General features: G+C 36.4%; 17 protein-coding genes. 3 read left to right on the top strand and 14 right to left on the bottom strand.

Annotation, left to right across the window (positions count from 1 at the left end):
* The first annotated feature begins 9 nt into the window (after window positions 1–9).
* Window positions 10–1,179, top strand: a complete 1,170-nt coding sequence (locus IGK27_RS05000) for an NAD(P)-dependent malic enzyme (protein WP_002361648.1) — start codon at window positions 10–12, stop codon at window positions 1,177–1,179.
* Window positions 1,180–1,250: 71 nt separating this feature from the next.
* On the opposite strand, the gene IGK27_RS04995 is transcribed toward IGK27_RS05000, so the two are convergent.
* From IGK27_RS04995 to ireB, 4 genes are all read right to left on the bottom strand, one after another.
* A complete protein-coding gene (locus IGK27_RS04995) occupies window positions 1,251–2,099 on the bottom strand; it encodes a helix-turn-helix domain-containing protein (protein WP_002385984.1) in 849 nt (282 codons plus the stop codon).
* Between the two features lie 500 nt (window positions 2,100–2,599).
* On the bottom strand, window positions 2,600–2,905 hold the full coding sequence (locus tag IGK27_RS04990) for a DUF1292 domain-containing protein (RefSeq protein ID WP_002357933.1): 306 nt from the start codon (window positions 2,903–2,905) through the stop codon (window positions 2,600–2,602).
* A gap of 37 nt (window positions 2,906–2,942) precedes the next feature.
* A complete protein-coding gene (gene ruvX / locus IGK27_RS04985; protein WP_002357936.1) occupies window positions 2,943–3,365 on the bottom strand; it encodes a Holliday junction resolvase RuvX in 423 nt (140 codons plus the stop codon).
* On the bottom strand, window positions 3,362–3,631 hold the full coding sequence (gene ireB / locus IGK27_RS04980) for a regulatory phosphoprotein IreB (RefSeq protein WP_002357937.1): 270 nt from the start codon (window positions 3,629–3,631) through the stop codon (window positions 3,362–3,364). The genes ruvX and ireB overlap by 4 nt, the downstream gene beginning before the upstream one ends.
* A gap of 435 nt (window positions 3,632–4,066) precedes the next feature.
* Between ireB and IGK27_RS04975 the strand changes: the two genes are divergently transcribed.
* The gene (locus IGK27_RS04975; protein ID WP_002357938.1) at window positions 4,067–4,819 is read left to right on the top strand and encodes a threonine/serine exporter family protein; all 753 of its coding nucleotides are present in this window, start codon (window positions 4,067–4,069) and stop codon (window positions 4,817–4,819) included.
* A gap of 5 nt (window positions 4,820–4,824) precedes the next feature.
* Complete coding sequence (locus IGK27_RS04970) at window positions 4,825–5,325, top strand: threonine/serine exporter family protein (RefSeq protein ID WP_002382172.1); 501 nt, start codon at window positions 4,825–4,827, stop codon at window positions 5,323–5,325.
* A gap of 52 nt (window positions 5,326–5,377) precedes the next feature.
* Here the strand turns inward: IGK27_RS04970 and IGK27_RS04965 are convergent, their stop codons facing one another.
* From IGK27_RS04965 to IGK27_RS04920, 10 genes are all read right to left on the bottom strand, one after another.
* Entirely contained in the window at window positions 5,378–6,244 is an 867-nt protein-coding gene (locus IGK27_RS04965; RefSeq protein WP_033626341.1) for a TIGR03943 family putative permease subunit, read from the bottom strand.
* 18 nt (window positions 6,245–6,262) lie between these two features.
* Window positions 6,263–7,177, bottom strand: a complete 915-nt coding sequence (locus IGK27_RS04960) for a permease (protein WP_002357942.1) — start codon at window positions 7,175–7,177, stop codon at window positions 6,263–6,265.
* 210 nt (window positions 7,178–7,387) lie between these two features.
* Window positions 7,388–8,194 (bottom strand): MBL fold metallo-hydrolase, encoded by an 807-nt coding sequence (locus IGK27_RS04955; RefSeq protein WP_033626340.1) that lies wholly within the window; start codon window positions 8,192–8,194, stop codon window positions 7,388–7,390.
* A 56-nt stretch (window positions 8,195–8,250) separates the two neighbouring features.
* Window positions 8,251–9,105: a two-component system regulatory protein YycI gene (locus tag IGK27_RS04950; protein ID WP_033626339.1), complete on the bottom strand. Its 855-nt coding sequence runs from the start codon at window positions 9,103–9,105 to the stop codon at window positions 8,251–8,253.
* Complete coding sequence (locus IGK27_RS04945; protein WP_002397184.1) at window positions 9,105–10,415, bottom strand: YycH family regulatory protein; 1,311 nt, start codon at window positions 10,413–10,415, stop codon at window positions 9,105–9,107. Before IGK27_RS04945 ends, IGK27_RS04950 begins: the two co-directional genes overlap by 1 nt.
* A complete protein-coding gene (gene walK / locus IGK27_RS04940; RefSeq protein WP_002357946.1) occupies window positions 10,412–12,241 on the bottom strand; it encodes a cell wall metabolism sensor histidine kinase WalK in 1,830 nt (609 codons plus the stop codon). Before walK ends, IGK27_RS04945 begins: the two co-directional genes overlap by 4 nt.
* A gap of 6 nt (window positions 12,242–12,247) precedes the next feature.
* Window positions 12,248–12,952: a response regulator YycF gene (gene yycF, locus IGK27_RS04935; RefSeq protein WP_002357947.1), complete on the bottom strand. Its 705-nt coding sequence runs from the start codon at window positions 12,950–12,952 to the stop codon at window positions 12,248–12,250.
* Between the two features lie 173 nt (window positions 12,953–13,125).
* Window positions 13,126–13,827: an MIP/aquaporin family protein gene (locus IGK27_RS04930; RefSeq protein WP_430596433.1), complete on the bottom strand. Its 702-nt coding sequence runs from the start codon at window positions 13,825–13,827 to the stop codon at window positions 13,126–13,128.
* Window positions 13,828–13,944: 117 nt separating this feature from the next.
* On the bottom strand, window positions 13,945–14,805 hold the full coding sequence (locus IGK27_RS04925; RefSeq protein ID WP_033626338.1) for a DegV family protein: 861 nt from the start codon (window positions 14,803–14,805) through the stop codon (window positions 13,945–13,947).
* Entirely contained in the window at window positions 14,798–15,367 is a 570-nt protein-coding gene (locus IGK27_RS04920) for a DUF1836 domain-containing protein (RefSeq protein WP_002361647.1), read from the bottom strand. Before IGK27_RS04920 ends, IGK27_RS04925 begins: the two co-directional genes overlap by 8 nt.
* Window positions 15,368–15,452 lie beyond the last annotated feature (85 nt).

Raw genomic sequence — 15,452 nt, 5'->3', positions numbered from 1 at the left:
GAAAATGATATGTCAACAAAAGATGTAAAAGAATTAGCGATTGAGCAAGCAAAAAAATTTGGGGGAAAATTAGAAGTCTGCCCTAAAGTTCCGATTGAAACAAAAGCAGATTTAGGAATTGCCTACACACCAGGTGTTGCGGCTGTTTCTTCTGCCATACATGAAAAAAAAGAACGCGCTTACGAATTAACAACAAAGAAAAACACCGTCGCCGTTATCAGTGATGGTTCAGCAGTTTTAGGTTTAGGTAACATTGGTCCTGAAGCAGCGATGCCTGTCATGGAAGGAAAAGCTGCATTGTTTAAACGCTTTGCTGGTGTGGATTCGATTCCCCTTGTTTTAGATACACAAGATACCGAAGAAATTATTCAAACGGTGAAATTTTTGGCTCCAACCTTTGGGGGAATTAACTTGGAAGATATCAGCGCTCCTCGTTGTTTTGAAATTGAACAGCGTTTAATCGATGAACTAGATATTCCCGTTTTCCATGATGATCAACACGGGACAGCGATTGTTGTTCTAGCGGCTTTGTACAACAGCTTAAAATTAATCAACAAGAAAATAGAGGACATTCATGTGGTAATCAACGGTGGTGGCTCCGCTGGTCTTTCGATCACAAGAAAATTTTTAGCTGCTGGCGTAAAACATATTATCATTGTTGACCGTACAGGGATTCTGAGCGAAACAGATACAGCTCTGCCACCACACCACGCAGAAATTGCGAAGCTAACCAATCGGGAACACCGTACCGGTGATTTAGCTACTGCTCTTGAAGGCGCTGATGTCTTTGTTGGTGTTTCGGCACCAGGTGTTTTAAAACCTGAGTGGATTCAACAGATGAATGAGCAGCCAGTTATTTTTGCAATGGCTAACCCAGTTCCTGAAATTTTTCCTGATGAAGCTTTAGCGGCAGGCGCTTATATTGTCGGAACTGGTCGTAGTGACTTTCCGAATCAAATTAATAATGTGTTGGCCTTCCCTGGTATCTTCCGCGGTGCCTTAGATGCTCGGGCGAAAAAGATTACGATTGAAATGCAAATTGCCGCTGCCAAAGGTATTGCAAAATTGATTCCCGATAATGAACTCACGCCGACCAATATTATTCCCGATCCATTCCAAGAAGGAGTCGCAAAAGTCGTCGCCGAAAGCGTCCGTAACGCTGTCAAAGAAACAAATTAAAAAGAGAAAAAAGAACAACCTAACTCCTCTTGAGTTAGGTTGTTCTTTTTAAAATCTGAAACAATAATTTATTATTTAAAACTGATATTAAACTCTTGCATATCTTTTTCAATATAAGTAAGTAATTTTTTATTTTCAAAGAAACGTGTAAAGTAGTACGCAATACGATAATCTTCAACAGCATCTAGTCCTAGCATTTGTTTATTAAACGCTTTTTCGTATAATAAGCAATCTAAAGAGTAAATAGAACTGTGCGTCCGATTAATTTCGATTCCTTTATCACTTAATTCAATACTCTTTGCATAGTCTTTAATTAATGAATAGAATTTTGCGGTATTATAATAAATACGGCATTGCTCTAATGGATAATCTAATTTGAATTCGCTTAGCAATTGTAAAGATTTATCGTAATAAACTTTTGCTTTTTCAATATCATCTTCTAATTCATATAAAATACCGATCGCATTCATACTCAAAATATTATAAATATTAATATCACGACTAATTTCAGAACCACGATGTAAATAGAACAATGCTTCGCTATTATTTTTCTTACCTAATAAACTCGTAATTCCTTTATAATAGAAAAATTTTGTTTCTAAAATTCTGTTTGAACTTTCGATATCATCTGGATAGTCTTTCAACAAATCATAGGCTTCATCGTGCTTAAAGTAAAAGCATAATTCTTCTACTTTATTTAATAAGCTTTCGAGTTTTTTCTCACTAGAACCTTCGATACATTCTTCTACTTGTAAGTCTAAACGTAGACATACAGATGAGAAAATGTCTAAACTGTCACACACATTTTTGTTTTCAATGTTACTAATTGTTGCTTGTGTACAAATTCCTTTTGCCAATTCAGCTTGCGATAATTTTTTCTTTTTACGCGCTGTTTTGATTTTTTCTCCCGCTACTCTCACAGTCAAAACTCCAATCTTTCTATTTTTTTTGTATTAAACATACCATCATTTTACAGATAATGTTATAATGAAGCTATCATAATAAAGGAGGTGAAATATATGTTTGATTTACTTGCTTTATTAACTGGAATTTCAGTTCGTGGCAATGCACCACACCAATAATTACGTGTTTGTTTAACTGAATTTCTGACGGCTCTACCTATGCCAGTAGGTGGAGCCATTTTTTTATTTAATATTATAAAATTAACAGTATTTCCAAAACCTCATACTTAGTATAACACAAATTATAAATTATGCTAGATAGTTACCAAATTAACGTCATTACAAGGATGTTACGTTTTTACAACATCTTGTAAAACTAGACATTACTGTTCTTCTTTATTCACCACACTCAATGATAGCGATAGTATCTTATGATAGAAACAACATGCACATTATAACAATTATTATTAAGAAAGCTACTTCTCAATAGGAGAAGTAGCGCTTCTCTCGTTACAGTTTTACTCTTCTTCTTCAGCCATGAATGTATTGAAAACTTCTTCAATCATATCCCATTCAGCGTCTGTTTCGATTTGCTGTAAATCGCCTTCTGTACCTTCTGCGTTTTCCACATATGAGTAAGCTTGCAATTCAACATCTTCATCCTCAGGAATTCCTGCTGGATATAATAAAACATAATTTTTACCGAATTCTTCTTGACCGTCAACAGTTAGTAAGATCTCGTATAATGTTTCATTTCCTTGTTCGTCTACTAAAGTAATGTGTTCATGTCCTTCGTGATCATGATCGTGGTTATGTTCTGTCATTCTTCTTCTCTCCCTTGATGTATTCAAAGCTCGATAATTATCGGCTATGTGCATCTAAATAATTTTGTAGAATCATTACTGCCGCTAGTTTATCAATGACTTTTTTTCTTTTGGCTCTTGAAGCATCTGCTTGCTCCACCAAGAAACGCTCTGCTTGGACAGTTGTTAATCGTTCATCTTGATAGTCAACAGGTAATTGAAATAATTCTTGAATCTTATCACCATATGCCATGGATGCTTCAGCTCTAGGACCGATGGAATTATTCATGTTTTTCGGTAAACCTACGACAAATTTCGTGACTTCGTATTCTTTCACCAATTCACCTAATCGCTCAAAGCCGAAGTTCTCTTCCTCTTCATTGATGCGAATAATTTCGATGCCTTGTGCTGTCCAACCTAATAAATCACTAACAGCCACACCGACTGTCCGTGAACCTACATCTAGCCCCATGATCCTCATTTGATATCGATTCCGTGGTTCGCTAAGTAATATTTGGTTAATTCTTCCATGATTTCATCACGTTCATGACGACGAATTAAGTTTCGAGCATCTTGATAACGAGGAATGTAAGCCGGGTCCCCAGAAAGTAAATACCCTACTATTTGGTTAATAGGATTGTATCCCTTTTCTTCTAATGCCCGATATACGGTTTCTAACGTTTCACTGATTGCTTTTTTTCGATTATCATCAAAATCAAAGCGTACTGTTTCGTCTGTAAAACCCATTTTACTACACCTCACTTCTACTTTTATACAATTTCATTTTACTAGAAAAGAACCGAAACTACAAACAAAATTTCTTCTCCTTCTCTCTTTTTTGTTATTTCTTAGTCTTTTATTAATAAAGGCTTCGTAAAAAAATGACAGCCATCGATAATTTTAAAATTATAAAAACAAATACACAACTTTATAAAACAAGAATAAAACTCTGCTAAATCGCCAGAATATCACCTTTCCCTCCAATTCATTTTGCGAAAAAATCGACGTTTTTCTTTTAAAAACTTTTAAATATCTATGATTAAATAATATCAGCCTTTTAATGTTACAATTCGCTAACAATCTGTTTACGATGTAAATTTTCGATTGCAGCTGTTATTTATTTCCTCTTTTTGGTTCGTTTGTAGTACACTAGAAGAAAATACATAAAGTGAGGCTTGCTCAATGACTCCTGCTCATTTGGATTTACTTTTAGAAACCTGTTTGTTAGCTGGTAAAATTATGATAGAAAGCGATGCAGAAATGTACCGTGTTGAAGATACAATGAGCCGAATTGCGCTTGCTTCTGGCAACTATCGAATGGTTAGCTATGTGACACAAACCGGGTTATTTGTTGGCATAGATGGAACCTCCACGATTCGTATGGTTCAAGTAATGAAACGTGGCATTGATTTAGAAAAAATCTCTCGTGTGAATCAGCTGTCTCGTGCTTATGTGGCTGGTGATTTTTCTTTAGAGGAATTACTGAATAAACTAAAAGTGATTGATAGTGAACACCGACATTTTCCAATTAGCGCACGCATTGTTAGTGCGGCCGTTGTCAGCGCTACAATTATGATTCTTTTTGGTGGTGTCTGGTCCGATTTATTCTTGACTTTTCTGATTGGTGGTTGCGGCTATAGTCTTTATTATTTTAGTTTAAAGTTTCTCAAGATTAAATTTTTATCTGAATTTTTAGCTTCGCTGTTCATTGGTGCAGCCGCTATTCTTTCAGTCAAATTGGGACTCGGACAATCACAAGATTTAATCATCATTGGTTGTGTCATGCCTTTAGTGCCTGGTGTGCAAATTACCAATGCTCTTCGCGATTTGCTAGCTGGACACTACTTATCGGGTGTTTCTCGTGGGACTGAAGCATTAATGACTTCAGGAATGATTGGTTTTGGCATTGCTTTTGTCTTTCAACTTTTCTATTAAAAGGAGTGACTTACTTGCTAGGAATCGTTTTGGTACAATTTATCTTTAGTTTTTTAGCTTCTGCGGCGTTTGCGATTATTATTAATGTTCCTCGACGATCACTGGTGGCTTGTGGTCTAACTGGTAGTGTGAGCTGGATGCTTTATTGGGTAATCGTTGAAGTTTTTAGTGGAAATGCAGCATTAGGTTCCCTCATCGGTGCTGTCGGTGTTGCGGCAGTAAGCTACCTATTCTCAAAAATATTGAAAATGCCTGTCACGATTTTTAATATTCCTGGTATTGTTCCATTGGTACCTGGTGGCTTAGCTTATCAAGCTGTTCGGAATATCGTAATTGGCAATTATGAAAAAGGCGCCTATTTTACCGTGCAAGCTGTAATGATTGCTGGGGCAATTGCGTTAGGCTTAGTCGCTTCTGAGGTTTTCAATCAGAATATCCGCAGCTTTCGGGAAAAAAGAGAATCTTTGGGTTTTATTCGTCGTAAGCGCAACAAAATTAAAAAATAGACAGCAAAAAAGTTGGTTGCTTCCATTTGATAAGGAAGCAACCAACTTTTTTTTAAAAGGAACGATAGACATATTGATTTTTTGGTGCTTGATCTGCTTTGACTTTCTCCACTTGAACAGTTGGTATTTGCCGTTTAAACGGTGGATAATAGGATAACTCAACCGTTCCGGTAATCGTTACCCAATCATTGTTTTGAAATTGCGTATGTTCAGGAAAATGAACCAACAAGCCAAAAACACCAGAATCAGCGACACAATGAATAATCCCAAAACGGAAGACAAACTGGTCAACACTTTCTTCTCGTTTTGAATTATAGACAAAGCCTTTATAAGAAATCCTTTTCCCTGCAAATTGATTTGGATAATTATAGATTAGTTCCATAATTTCCAAATAGTTTTCATCCGTAATTGAAATCACAGATTGGCCATCATATTGTTTCATGGCTTTTGCCATCTGCTTGTCATAATCCGTCTTATTGAAATACATACTTGTATCAGGTTTCAAATATTGCGTTTGCATATCAGGATCCCCTACTGATTCTTTACTTACTGGAAAGTTAAATCCTTTTGCTTCAACAATTGTTGTGTCTAAACTAACTGTCGGAAATAATAAGCCAACAATCAACGGTAAAGAAAGTAGTAAATAGGCAAGCCCTCTTTGGCTGGGTTTTTCCAAATTATGCTGATGGCCATGATGTTCATGTCCCCCATGTTGGTGCATGTCTTCATGTTTTTTTTGCATTGATGGATCTGCTTGGTTCCACAAAATCAATTGGACAATCGCCATAATAAAAGCTAAAACCATTGATAAAACAGCTAAGTAATTATAATGAATATTGATATATTGGTTCAGTTCACCTGAAATTTGAAGATACATCATCAACCCCATATATCCAATTAAAATAATAAATCGTATCATCGATTGTAGGCCTCCTTTCTAAACTACTGCCGCATAAATAGTTACGACAAGCGCCACTATCAAAACAAATTGTACAATGAATGACATCTTAAAATAACGTTTCATCATCAATAAATTTTTAATATCTACCATTGGACCAAAAACTAAGAAGGCGACAATTGGTCCTGTGCCAAATAAACTCAAAAGAGAAGAACCAATAAATGCATCTGCTTCTGAACAAAGTGATAGAGTGGCAGCGATGACTAGCATGACTAGAATCGCTAAAATCTTTGAATGGCCCAATTGCATAAGCGCACCAGTTGGGATATAGGTTTGCATGATTGCTGCTAACAAAGAACCAAAAATTAAATAACGACCCGTATCAAAAAATTCATCAATACTATGGGTTAACGCTGACCAGCCGTTTTTCCAAAATGAACGAGCTTCATCAACGTGTTCATGCGTATGAGCAACCTGCTCTTCTTTAATCTGCGCCAACTCTTTTTCTGTTAAAATTGATTCTTTTCGAAAATAAGCTAACCAAATGCCGATAACCCACGCAACAATCATACTGCCTAAAACTCGCCAAATCACAAATTTTGTTGCGCCACTAAAGGCTACGTATGTTGAGAATAGCACAATTGGATTAATGATTGGTGCCGTTAACATAAAAGCAAAAGCGGTATGTGTTGGTACATCTTTTTTAACAAATTGATGCACAATTGGTACAATCCCGCATTCACAAGAAGGGAAGAAAAACCCTAGGAAACTACCTACACAAATTGATAAAAATTTATTTTTAGGTAACACTTTTTTTACTCGTTCTGGTGTTAAAAAAACATGTAAAGCGCCTGAAATCAAGCAACCTAACATGACAAAAGGCAATGCTTCGATAATAATCGAAAGAAAAATAGTGCTCATCTGTAAAACAGAGTTTGGTAAAAATTGAAACATTATAGACCTCCCACTAGTAAAAATCTAGTTAACTATACTCCTAACACCAGACAAACACAAGTATTTGTCAAAAAATTAACTAAGAGTTTAAAAGTATTATCACCGATGTCTCTGTCAAACCAGCTGGATAAAAGAACAAAAAATGAGCATGGGACAAAAATCACTTTGGATTTTTGCCCCACGCTCAAAAACTGATAAACCACCATTATTCTAAATTTGAAATAACTCTGAGGCTGAATCGGGGTCTGTATCATATACCTTAAATGCTTCACCGACGCCTAAATCCTTTTGCTTCAAAGTAGACTCCATTGCCATTCGCGCATGAAATTTCGTATTATTTTCTTTGCTAAGATGGCCTAAATAAATGCGTTTTGTTTTATCACCTAACACATCCGCCATCACAAGAGCACCATCGTCATTGGATAGATGGCCTTTATCTCCTAAAATCCGTTGTTTAAGACTCCATGGATAAGGTCCTGCTCGCAAAATTTCAATTTCATGATTGCTTTCGACTAAATAAGCATCTGCATTTTCAATCGTACCACGAATATGATCGCTACAATAACCTGTATCCGTTAGAACAACAAAGGAACGATTATTGCGATGAAAACGATAAAATTGAGGCGCAATCGCATCATGTGAGACACCAAAACTTTCAATGTCCATATCTCCCAAGGTCAAAACTTTGCCCATTTCAAAAATATGTTTTTGAGCGATATCGACTTTGCCAATCATGGGATCCATCGCTTGCCACGTTTTTTCATTAGCATAGACATCTAACTTATATTTTCGCGCTAACACGCCAACGCCATGAATGTGATCCCGATGTTCATGTGTAACTAAAATCGCATCTAAATCTTCTGGTTTACGATTGACTTCTGCTAACAGTGAAGTGATTTTTTTGCCACTTAAACCCGCATCTACTAATACTTTCTTTTGGTTGGTTTCAATAAAAAGGGAATTGCCTGTACTGCCACTGGCAAGAACACTGATATTAAAAGCAAACTCTGAATCCATTTAAAACTCTTCCCTTCTACATTACAACATTAACGTGTTTCATTATACAACGGACCTTAATGTTTTTCCACCTTTGGCACAGTATTATTTGTGATGATGGTATTACTTACGGCATTCACCTGTTCAATTTCAACTGAATCTTCACCAGTAGAAATTCCTACAAACCAGACTGGAACGTATACATTTTTCTCACGAATTTTATAAATTCTTGAATAGGCCAATTTAATGAATGTTATTTTGGAATTACTAGGAATCCGGTTATTCATATAGAGCGTGTCTATCGCATCACGATTGGAATATAAATCCGTTTTGTCCCGTAACTCTTCAATATTTTCAATGTGCGTTTGCGAATATTTACTAATTTTCCATAATTCACCTGACGTATCTGCTAAAATACTTAATTTTGCCGTGTCGTCTCTAAAAGGAATTCCTTTATACGATTGTGCAGCCACAATTTCTGCCGTCGGCTCTTTTAAATGAGAAAATTCTGGTAAGTATTGATATTCGTCTCCGAATAATAAAGCATTTTTTTCATTTAAAAAGGTACTTAAATCTTTATCAATTTTCTTAGGATCAATAAAATAGTTTTTACTAGGCACACTCGTTAAAGTATTATCCGCAATTTGCAGCCCATTTCTCAAAAAGTTTTTATTCTTTTCACGTTGGATTTTTAAAGCAGCAGAAAAATTGGTTTGTTCGCCACTTAAATAATAGCCTTCCAATCGTTCTGAAGAAAGTGTCCCTTTATACGAGATGTTATCTTTTTCCAACCGACTTTCAATCGATTCTGTTTGGCTGGAAGAAAAGACGTTGCTCTCCTCTTGTTGACCTTCCCGATAAATTCCAAATAAAAAGATATTTAATCCTAAAAATGCTAAGAAGAAAATCCACTCAATTCGTTTAAAATCCATTAGCCCACCTCCAAGCTTGGTAATTGTTTTACCAAGTCCGTTGCAGTGTACCAATTGTTGTTATAAAGGACATACCATTCCGGACTTAAATCAACGACTTGTTTGACTTCTTCAATTGTCTGCCACGTATAACCGATAACAGCCGATTGGATTTTTTCCTTTTTAGCACCAGCCGTTTCTAAACGCTTAATCAATTTTTCCGTGCTTTCCAGCGTCACTTCTTCTTCTGAAGGAATCGGTACTTGGATTGTATTCACACTTGTGTTAATGGTTACGCTTGGTGCAGCACCATCGTTGTTCGTGATGCGAATATCCACTTGGCCTTTTAAATCATTACTGAACACTGGGAAACCTTCCACAAAAGTCCGATAATTGACACTATCTTTCGTTCGATCAAAGTAACGTAAATTCCCCATATTGGTTCCTAAACGTTTTACATAAGAAAAGCTTTGATTATAGATTGAGTCCCGTTTATTCTCTTCTGGCAAGGTCCCTTTAAAATCGATTTTCCCCAGTTTTTCTTCTGCAAACAATCGTTCTTCTTTACTCGTATAGGTTAAGTCTTGACTGTCTTCATTGGTTTGGATATCTTCCGTTTCATTGAAAAAAGCATTCCTAAAACGAGTAACTGGTTGCGAAGCTAAAATATAACTGTACTTTTTCAACTTCATATCATTGGTTAAATAACATTGCCCTTGTTTGGTTAGCGTATTTTCGGAAACGTCTTGATATTGTAATCCCTCTTTATTGATAATTCCCATTAAGCGCGCCTTATTGACAGTCATGGGCGCTTCATAGACGTTGGCTTGGTCATAATCTAAAAAACGTATCTTATTTTCGTTAAAATCCAATTGAATTTTCGTAAAATACTGGTCCGTCAACTCATTAAAGTTAGTAAAATTAATGGATAGATTATAAATCGAAGCATAGTCCGAGATTAAAAAGGGACCTTGATAAAGAAGTTCAATGCCTTGTTCCATTTGGTTGTAGCGCTTAAGTTGCTCTGCATTTTTTGTCACAACTTGTGTCAATTTACCAAACGTAGCCATTTTAATATCATTTTGAACATTACTAATTAATGTTTCACGATTACTTTGCATCGCTTTTCCATCGGCTATTCGAATCAATTGCAAAGGTAAATAGACATCGCCAATGGCTTTTTCATTGACAGCTGTTGTGACTTGGCTTCCCGACTTCATTTCTGGTATTTTTTTGGCAGAATTCAGCCAGATATTGACTGAAAAATATATACTTAAAATGACCATCAAAATCAAGCCAATTCTTGTAATCCATTCTGATAATTTCATCATTCCCACCAATCCTCTTCATAAGGTTCATATGGTAGTGAAATATAGAAAGTCGATCCTTCACCTTCTGTACTTTCCACCCAAATACTCCCGTTATGGGCCCGAATTACTTCTTTAGAAATTGCTAAACCTAAACCAGTCCCACCTTGTGCTCGTGCACGGGCTTTATCCACACGATAAAAACGCTCGAAGACTTTCCCGAGATCTTTTTTAGGGATGCCCAAACCTTGGTCCGAGATACTAAAGACGACATTATTATGTGTTTCAACTAGTCGGCAGGTAATGACGCCGCCATCTGGCGAATACTTAATCGCATTGTTCAAAATGTTGTCTAAAACCTGAATTACTTTGTCTGTATCTAACTCTACCCATAAATCGCGTTTAGTAAATTCACGGCGAATTTTGTAATTTTTTTGCTCATTTTCAATCATCATATCAAAGCGATCCAAGACAAAATTAATCAATTCGTTAAAATTCACATACTCTAATTGAAGATGTGTATTCCCAGAGTCCATCCGAGATAAATTTAACAAATCATTAATCATACGAATCATCCGGTCGGTTTCTTCTAACGTGACTTTTAAGAAATTCGGCGCAATCTCAGGGTTTTCCCAAGCTCCTTCACTCAAAGCCTCTATATAACTACGCATACTTGTCAAAGGCGTTCGCAACTCATGAGAAACATTGGAAACAAATTCCCGTCTTTCCCGTTCGTTTTTTTCCTGTTCTGTGACGTCATGAAGTACGCAAACTAAGCCAGTAATAAATCCTGATTCCCGACGAATCATTGTAAAGTCTACCCGGATAATCATTTGGTCTTCTTCACGATCAGACGTTGAGCGATCAATCAGCAGTTCATCTGGCTCTTCTAACAGCTTCCGCAATGTGTAATCTTCTTCAATATCTAACAACTCTAATAACGAGGTCCCAATCACATTTTCATTTTTTACATTTAATAATGAAAGGGCCATCTCATTAATCGTAATCACCTTTCCGCGGCGATCCGTCGCAATGACACCATCTGTCATATGCGTTAAGACACTATCTAAACGATTTCTTTCTGCTTCCATTGTTTCTTGTGCTTCTTCAATCCGTTCTGATAATTGATTAAATGTTTCTGCTAATTGGCCTAATTCATCTTTTCCATGGACTTCTACTTTTCCAGCGTAATCACCACGAGCGATTCGAATGGCTTGCTCGCGCATTTCCCCAATCGGCTTCGTGATTGATCGTGCAATCAGTAAGGTCACAATAATCGAGATTGCTGCGGCAATAATAGAAGCAGTGAAAAAGATACTTGCTGTGTTGGTAATTTCTTGGTATTTATTTTCTAAATTACTTTTCACATAAAGGACACCAATCACTGTTTCTCCAGTAGGCGATTGAATCGGCTGAACATTCACATACACGCGTTTATCATTATCTAAAGCTTGATATTTTTTACTCGTAAAGTCATTTAAATCACGATAATCATTCTTTTTGCCAATAATATTTTGTTGATTTAAATCATTGGTTGCCCGAATAATCCCTTTATCATCGACAATTCTCGCTTCAGAAATATCTGCATTTGAAAAATCAGATAACGCTTTTTTTAAATTTGCATCAACGTCACTACGTTCGAGATCTTTGTTGCTCATCTGCGTACTTAACGTGTTTGACAATTGGACAACTTGGGAATCCATATTTTTTTTAAAATCGGAAATTGTAGTGGCTTCCAATTCACGAATGAAATAGCCACCAATGATTTGAATCGCAATCAGTAACAGCAGAATAAATGATAACGCAATCTTAAAATTAACAGATTGAAAAAAGTGAACTTTTTTCTTCATACCTGATTACTCCTGTTCAGGATTTCTTAGATAATAACCAACCCCACGACGAGTAACTAAATACGTTGGATGACTTGGACTATCTTCAATTTTTTCTCTTAAACGACGCACGGTTACGTCCACTGTCCGCACATCCCCAAAATAATCATAACCCCAAACGGTTTGTAATAAATGTTCACGAGTCATCACTTGTCCGATATGTTTTGCTAAGTAATAAAGTAACTCAAATTCACGGTGGGTTAATTCAATTTTTTCACCCCGTTTTGAGACCATGTATGCATCAGGATGAATGGTTAAATCACCAATCGTTAATTCAGATTGTGTTGTCACCTCGGCTTCTTTCGCATTGGTTGCACCTCGCCGTAAATTGGCTTTTACACGAGCAACTAATTCACGATTTGAAAATGGTTTCGTTACATAGTCATCGGCTCCTAATTCCAATCCTAAAACCTTATCAATTTCAGAATCTTTGGCAGTCACCATAATGATTGGCATATCATGTGTTTTGCGCACTTCTCGCGCGACTTCTAAGCCATCCATTTTAGGGAGCATTAAGTCTAAAATAATTAAGTCTGGTTCCACTTCTTCCACTTTTTCAAGTGCTTCTTCTCCATCATAAGCAGTAAATACTTCATATCCTTCTTTAACCAAATTATATTTAACGATCTCTGAAATTGGCTTCTCGTCATCAACTACTAAAATTTTCTTCACAAAGAGACACCTCTTTTTCCTTCTAATCTTATTTGATACTTTCCTATTATACCTTATTTTGATGATGTTTTCATCTTTGGTTAAAAATGCGCCTTTAGGTTCTCCTAGTATAACAAAAAAAGAATCTCTGACAACAATTGACGCTTGTTATCAAAGATTCTTCTTTCGCTAATCTATTCTTCCGTATCTAAGACGAATTTTGCTACAAGAGCGGCTAATAATCCACCAATTAATGGCGCAACGATAAAAATCCACAACTCAGATAACGCTGAACCACCCGCAAAAACAGCTGGCGCGATGCTACGAGCTGGGTTGACAGAAGTTCCTGTCAAAGGAATGCCGACTAAGTGAATCATTGTTAGTGTTAACCCAATTACGATTCCTGCTAATGAAGCATTGCCTTTCTTAGCACTTGTAACTGTCATGACAACTAAAACAAAAATAAATGTTAAAATAATTTCGACTGTCAATGCACCAGCAACACTTAATTCCCCTACGCCATTTTGACCTAAGTTCTCAATACTTTTACCAGCACCTTTTAGAATGCTTAATAATGCAAATGAGGCAATCAAGCCGCCAACAATTTGTCCCACTACATAGTAGATTAGTTCCATTGTTGTTATTCGTTTATTAAGCCACATTCCTATAGAAACAGCTGGATTTAGATGTGCACCTGAAATTGTGCCAATACTATAGGCAGCAGCAACGATTGTTAACCCAAATGCTAAGGCAATCCCCGTTGTTCCAATCCCTTCCATACCATTTCCTAGAACGGCTGTTCCTGTCCCAAAAAAGACAAGAATAAATGTTCCTAAACATTCTGCTATTGCTTTTTTCACAAAAAATTCCCCCTTTGTAGACAAACTGTAACACATTCGTGAAATTTTCAATATAATTTTCGTTGTTTTTTCAGCAAAATGATATTTCTATGAAAAAGAGAAATCTTAAATGAAAAATCCCCTCAAAAAAATTTGAGGGGATTTTTCATTTAATTAATCATTTAATAACTGTATACCAACACCTAAAAGTCCTGGTCCTGTATGAACAACTAATGCCGGACTAATCGTTCCAAAGTAAATATCTTCTGCTTGTGGAAAAGCTGCTTTCAAGCGTTCCATCATTGCTTTTGCTTCTTCCTCTGCCGCACCGTGAGCGACTGCCAAACGAAAACGGGGTGCCTCACCTATAAAGTTCGTCACCAACTCAAACGTTTTATCAAGACTTTTTTTACGGCCGCGAGACTTAGCCACCGTATAGTAAATGCCTTCTTCATTACAAGAAATAATGGGGTTTAATTTTAGCGCATTCCCTAAAATAGAAGTGACTAAACCAATTCGTCCACCTTTTTGTAGATATTCTAAAGTGGCTACATTAAAAAATACTTTTGCGTTGGCTACTTCTTCTGTTAATTTTTGTTGTAATTCTTGCCATCCTAATCCTGTTTCAATTAATTCTGCTGCTCGTATCGCCTGAATGCCAGCCCCGATACCAATGTTCTTTGTATCTAAAACAAATACATCTAGTCCTTCGGTTTGTTCTCCAAGCAAGCGAACTACATTATACGTTCCACTTAAACCACTAGAAATGGTCACCGCTAAGACTTTTTCGTAACCCGCTTCTTTAATTTTGTCAAAAATAGCTTGGATTGTTGCACCATCAGGTAATGAAGTACTAGGGATTTCTTTCTCTAAACGTTGATACACTTCTTCTGGTGTAATATCTACCTTATCTGTATAGGTTTTTTCAGGATAAATAATCTGTAAGGGCAAGACATACATGCCGTATTGTTTGACTAATGCCTCTGGAACATCTGTCCCAGAATCAACCAGTAGTGCGATCTTTTCTTTATTCATGTGTCATCTCATCCATTTCTTTTAAGTATTCTTGTTCCAATTCAATCACTTTTTCACTAAACATTTTAGTAGCAAAAGACATTGTCGCTGCTTTTACAGCCAAATATTCAATCCCCATAGGTTCTTGTGATTTGGCCTGAACTTCTTTTTCTTGCGCTTGAGCAGCAATCACATAAATCGCTCGTTCCTGTTCTTGACAAAATAAATTGTACGCTTCACGAATACCAACCGTGGCTCCTTGGAATAAAATGCCTTGCTTAATTTCTGGCAATGTTAACACTTGTTTCAACAACGTAATCGCAATTAAAAACGCTAAATGCTTTTGATTGTAGCGCTTTTTCACTGGGGCCGGGATTAACCCGTGTTTGACATAATTATTAACCATTGAGGACGTTAACAAAGTATGTTTTTCCAGTGTAATCAATGGGGATAAGTATTTTTCTATCAGAGTAATCACTTGATCCATATATAATTCAATATCTGGTAACTCATGCCATCTTGGCAAATGAACATTTTCCAATTGTTGGCCCCAATCTTGTAGTGATTTTTCTATCTCGTCCATAAAAACCCTCCTAACCATTTCTAAAAAAGAATATCATACTTTTGACAATTATTCAATCTAGTTTTTAAAACTAGATTGAATAAAA

It is taken from the genome of Enterococcus sp. DIV0236 (assembly GCF_050558525.1).
GTDB classification, from domain to species: Bacteria; Bacillota; Bacilli; order Lactobacillales; family Enterococcaceae; genus Enterococcus; species Enterococcus faecalis.
This window is presented reverse-complemented; position numbering and strand designations above follow the sequence as displayed.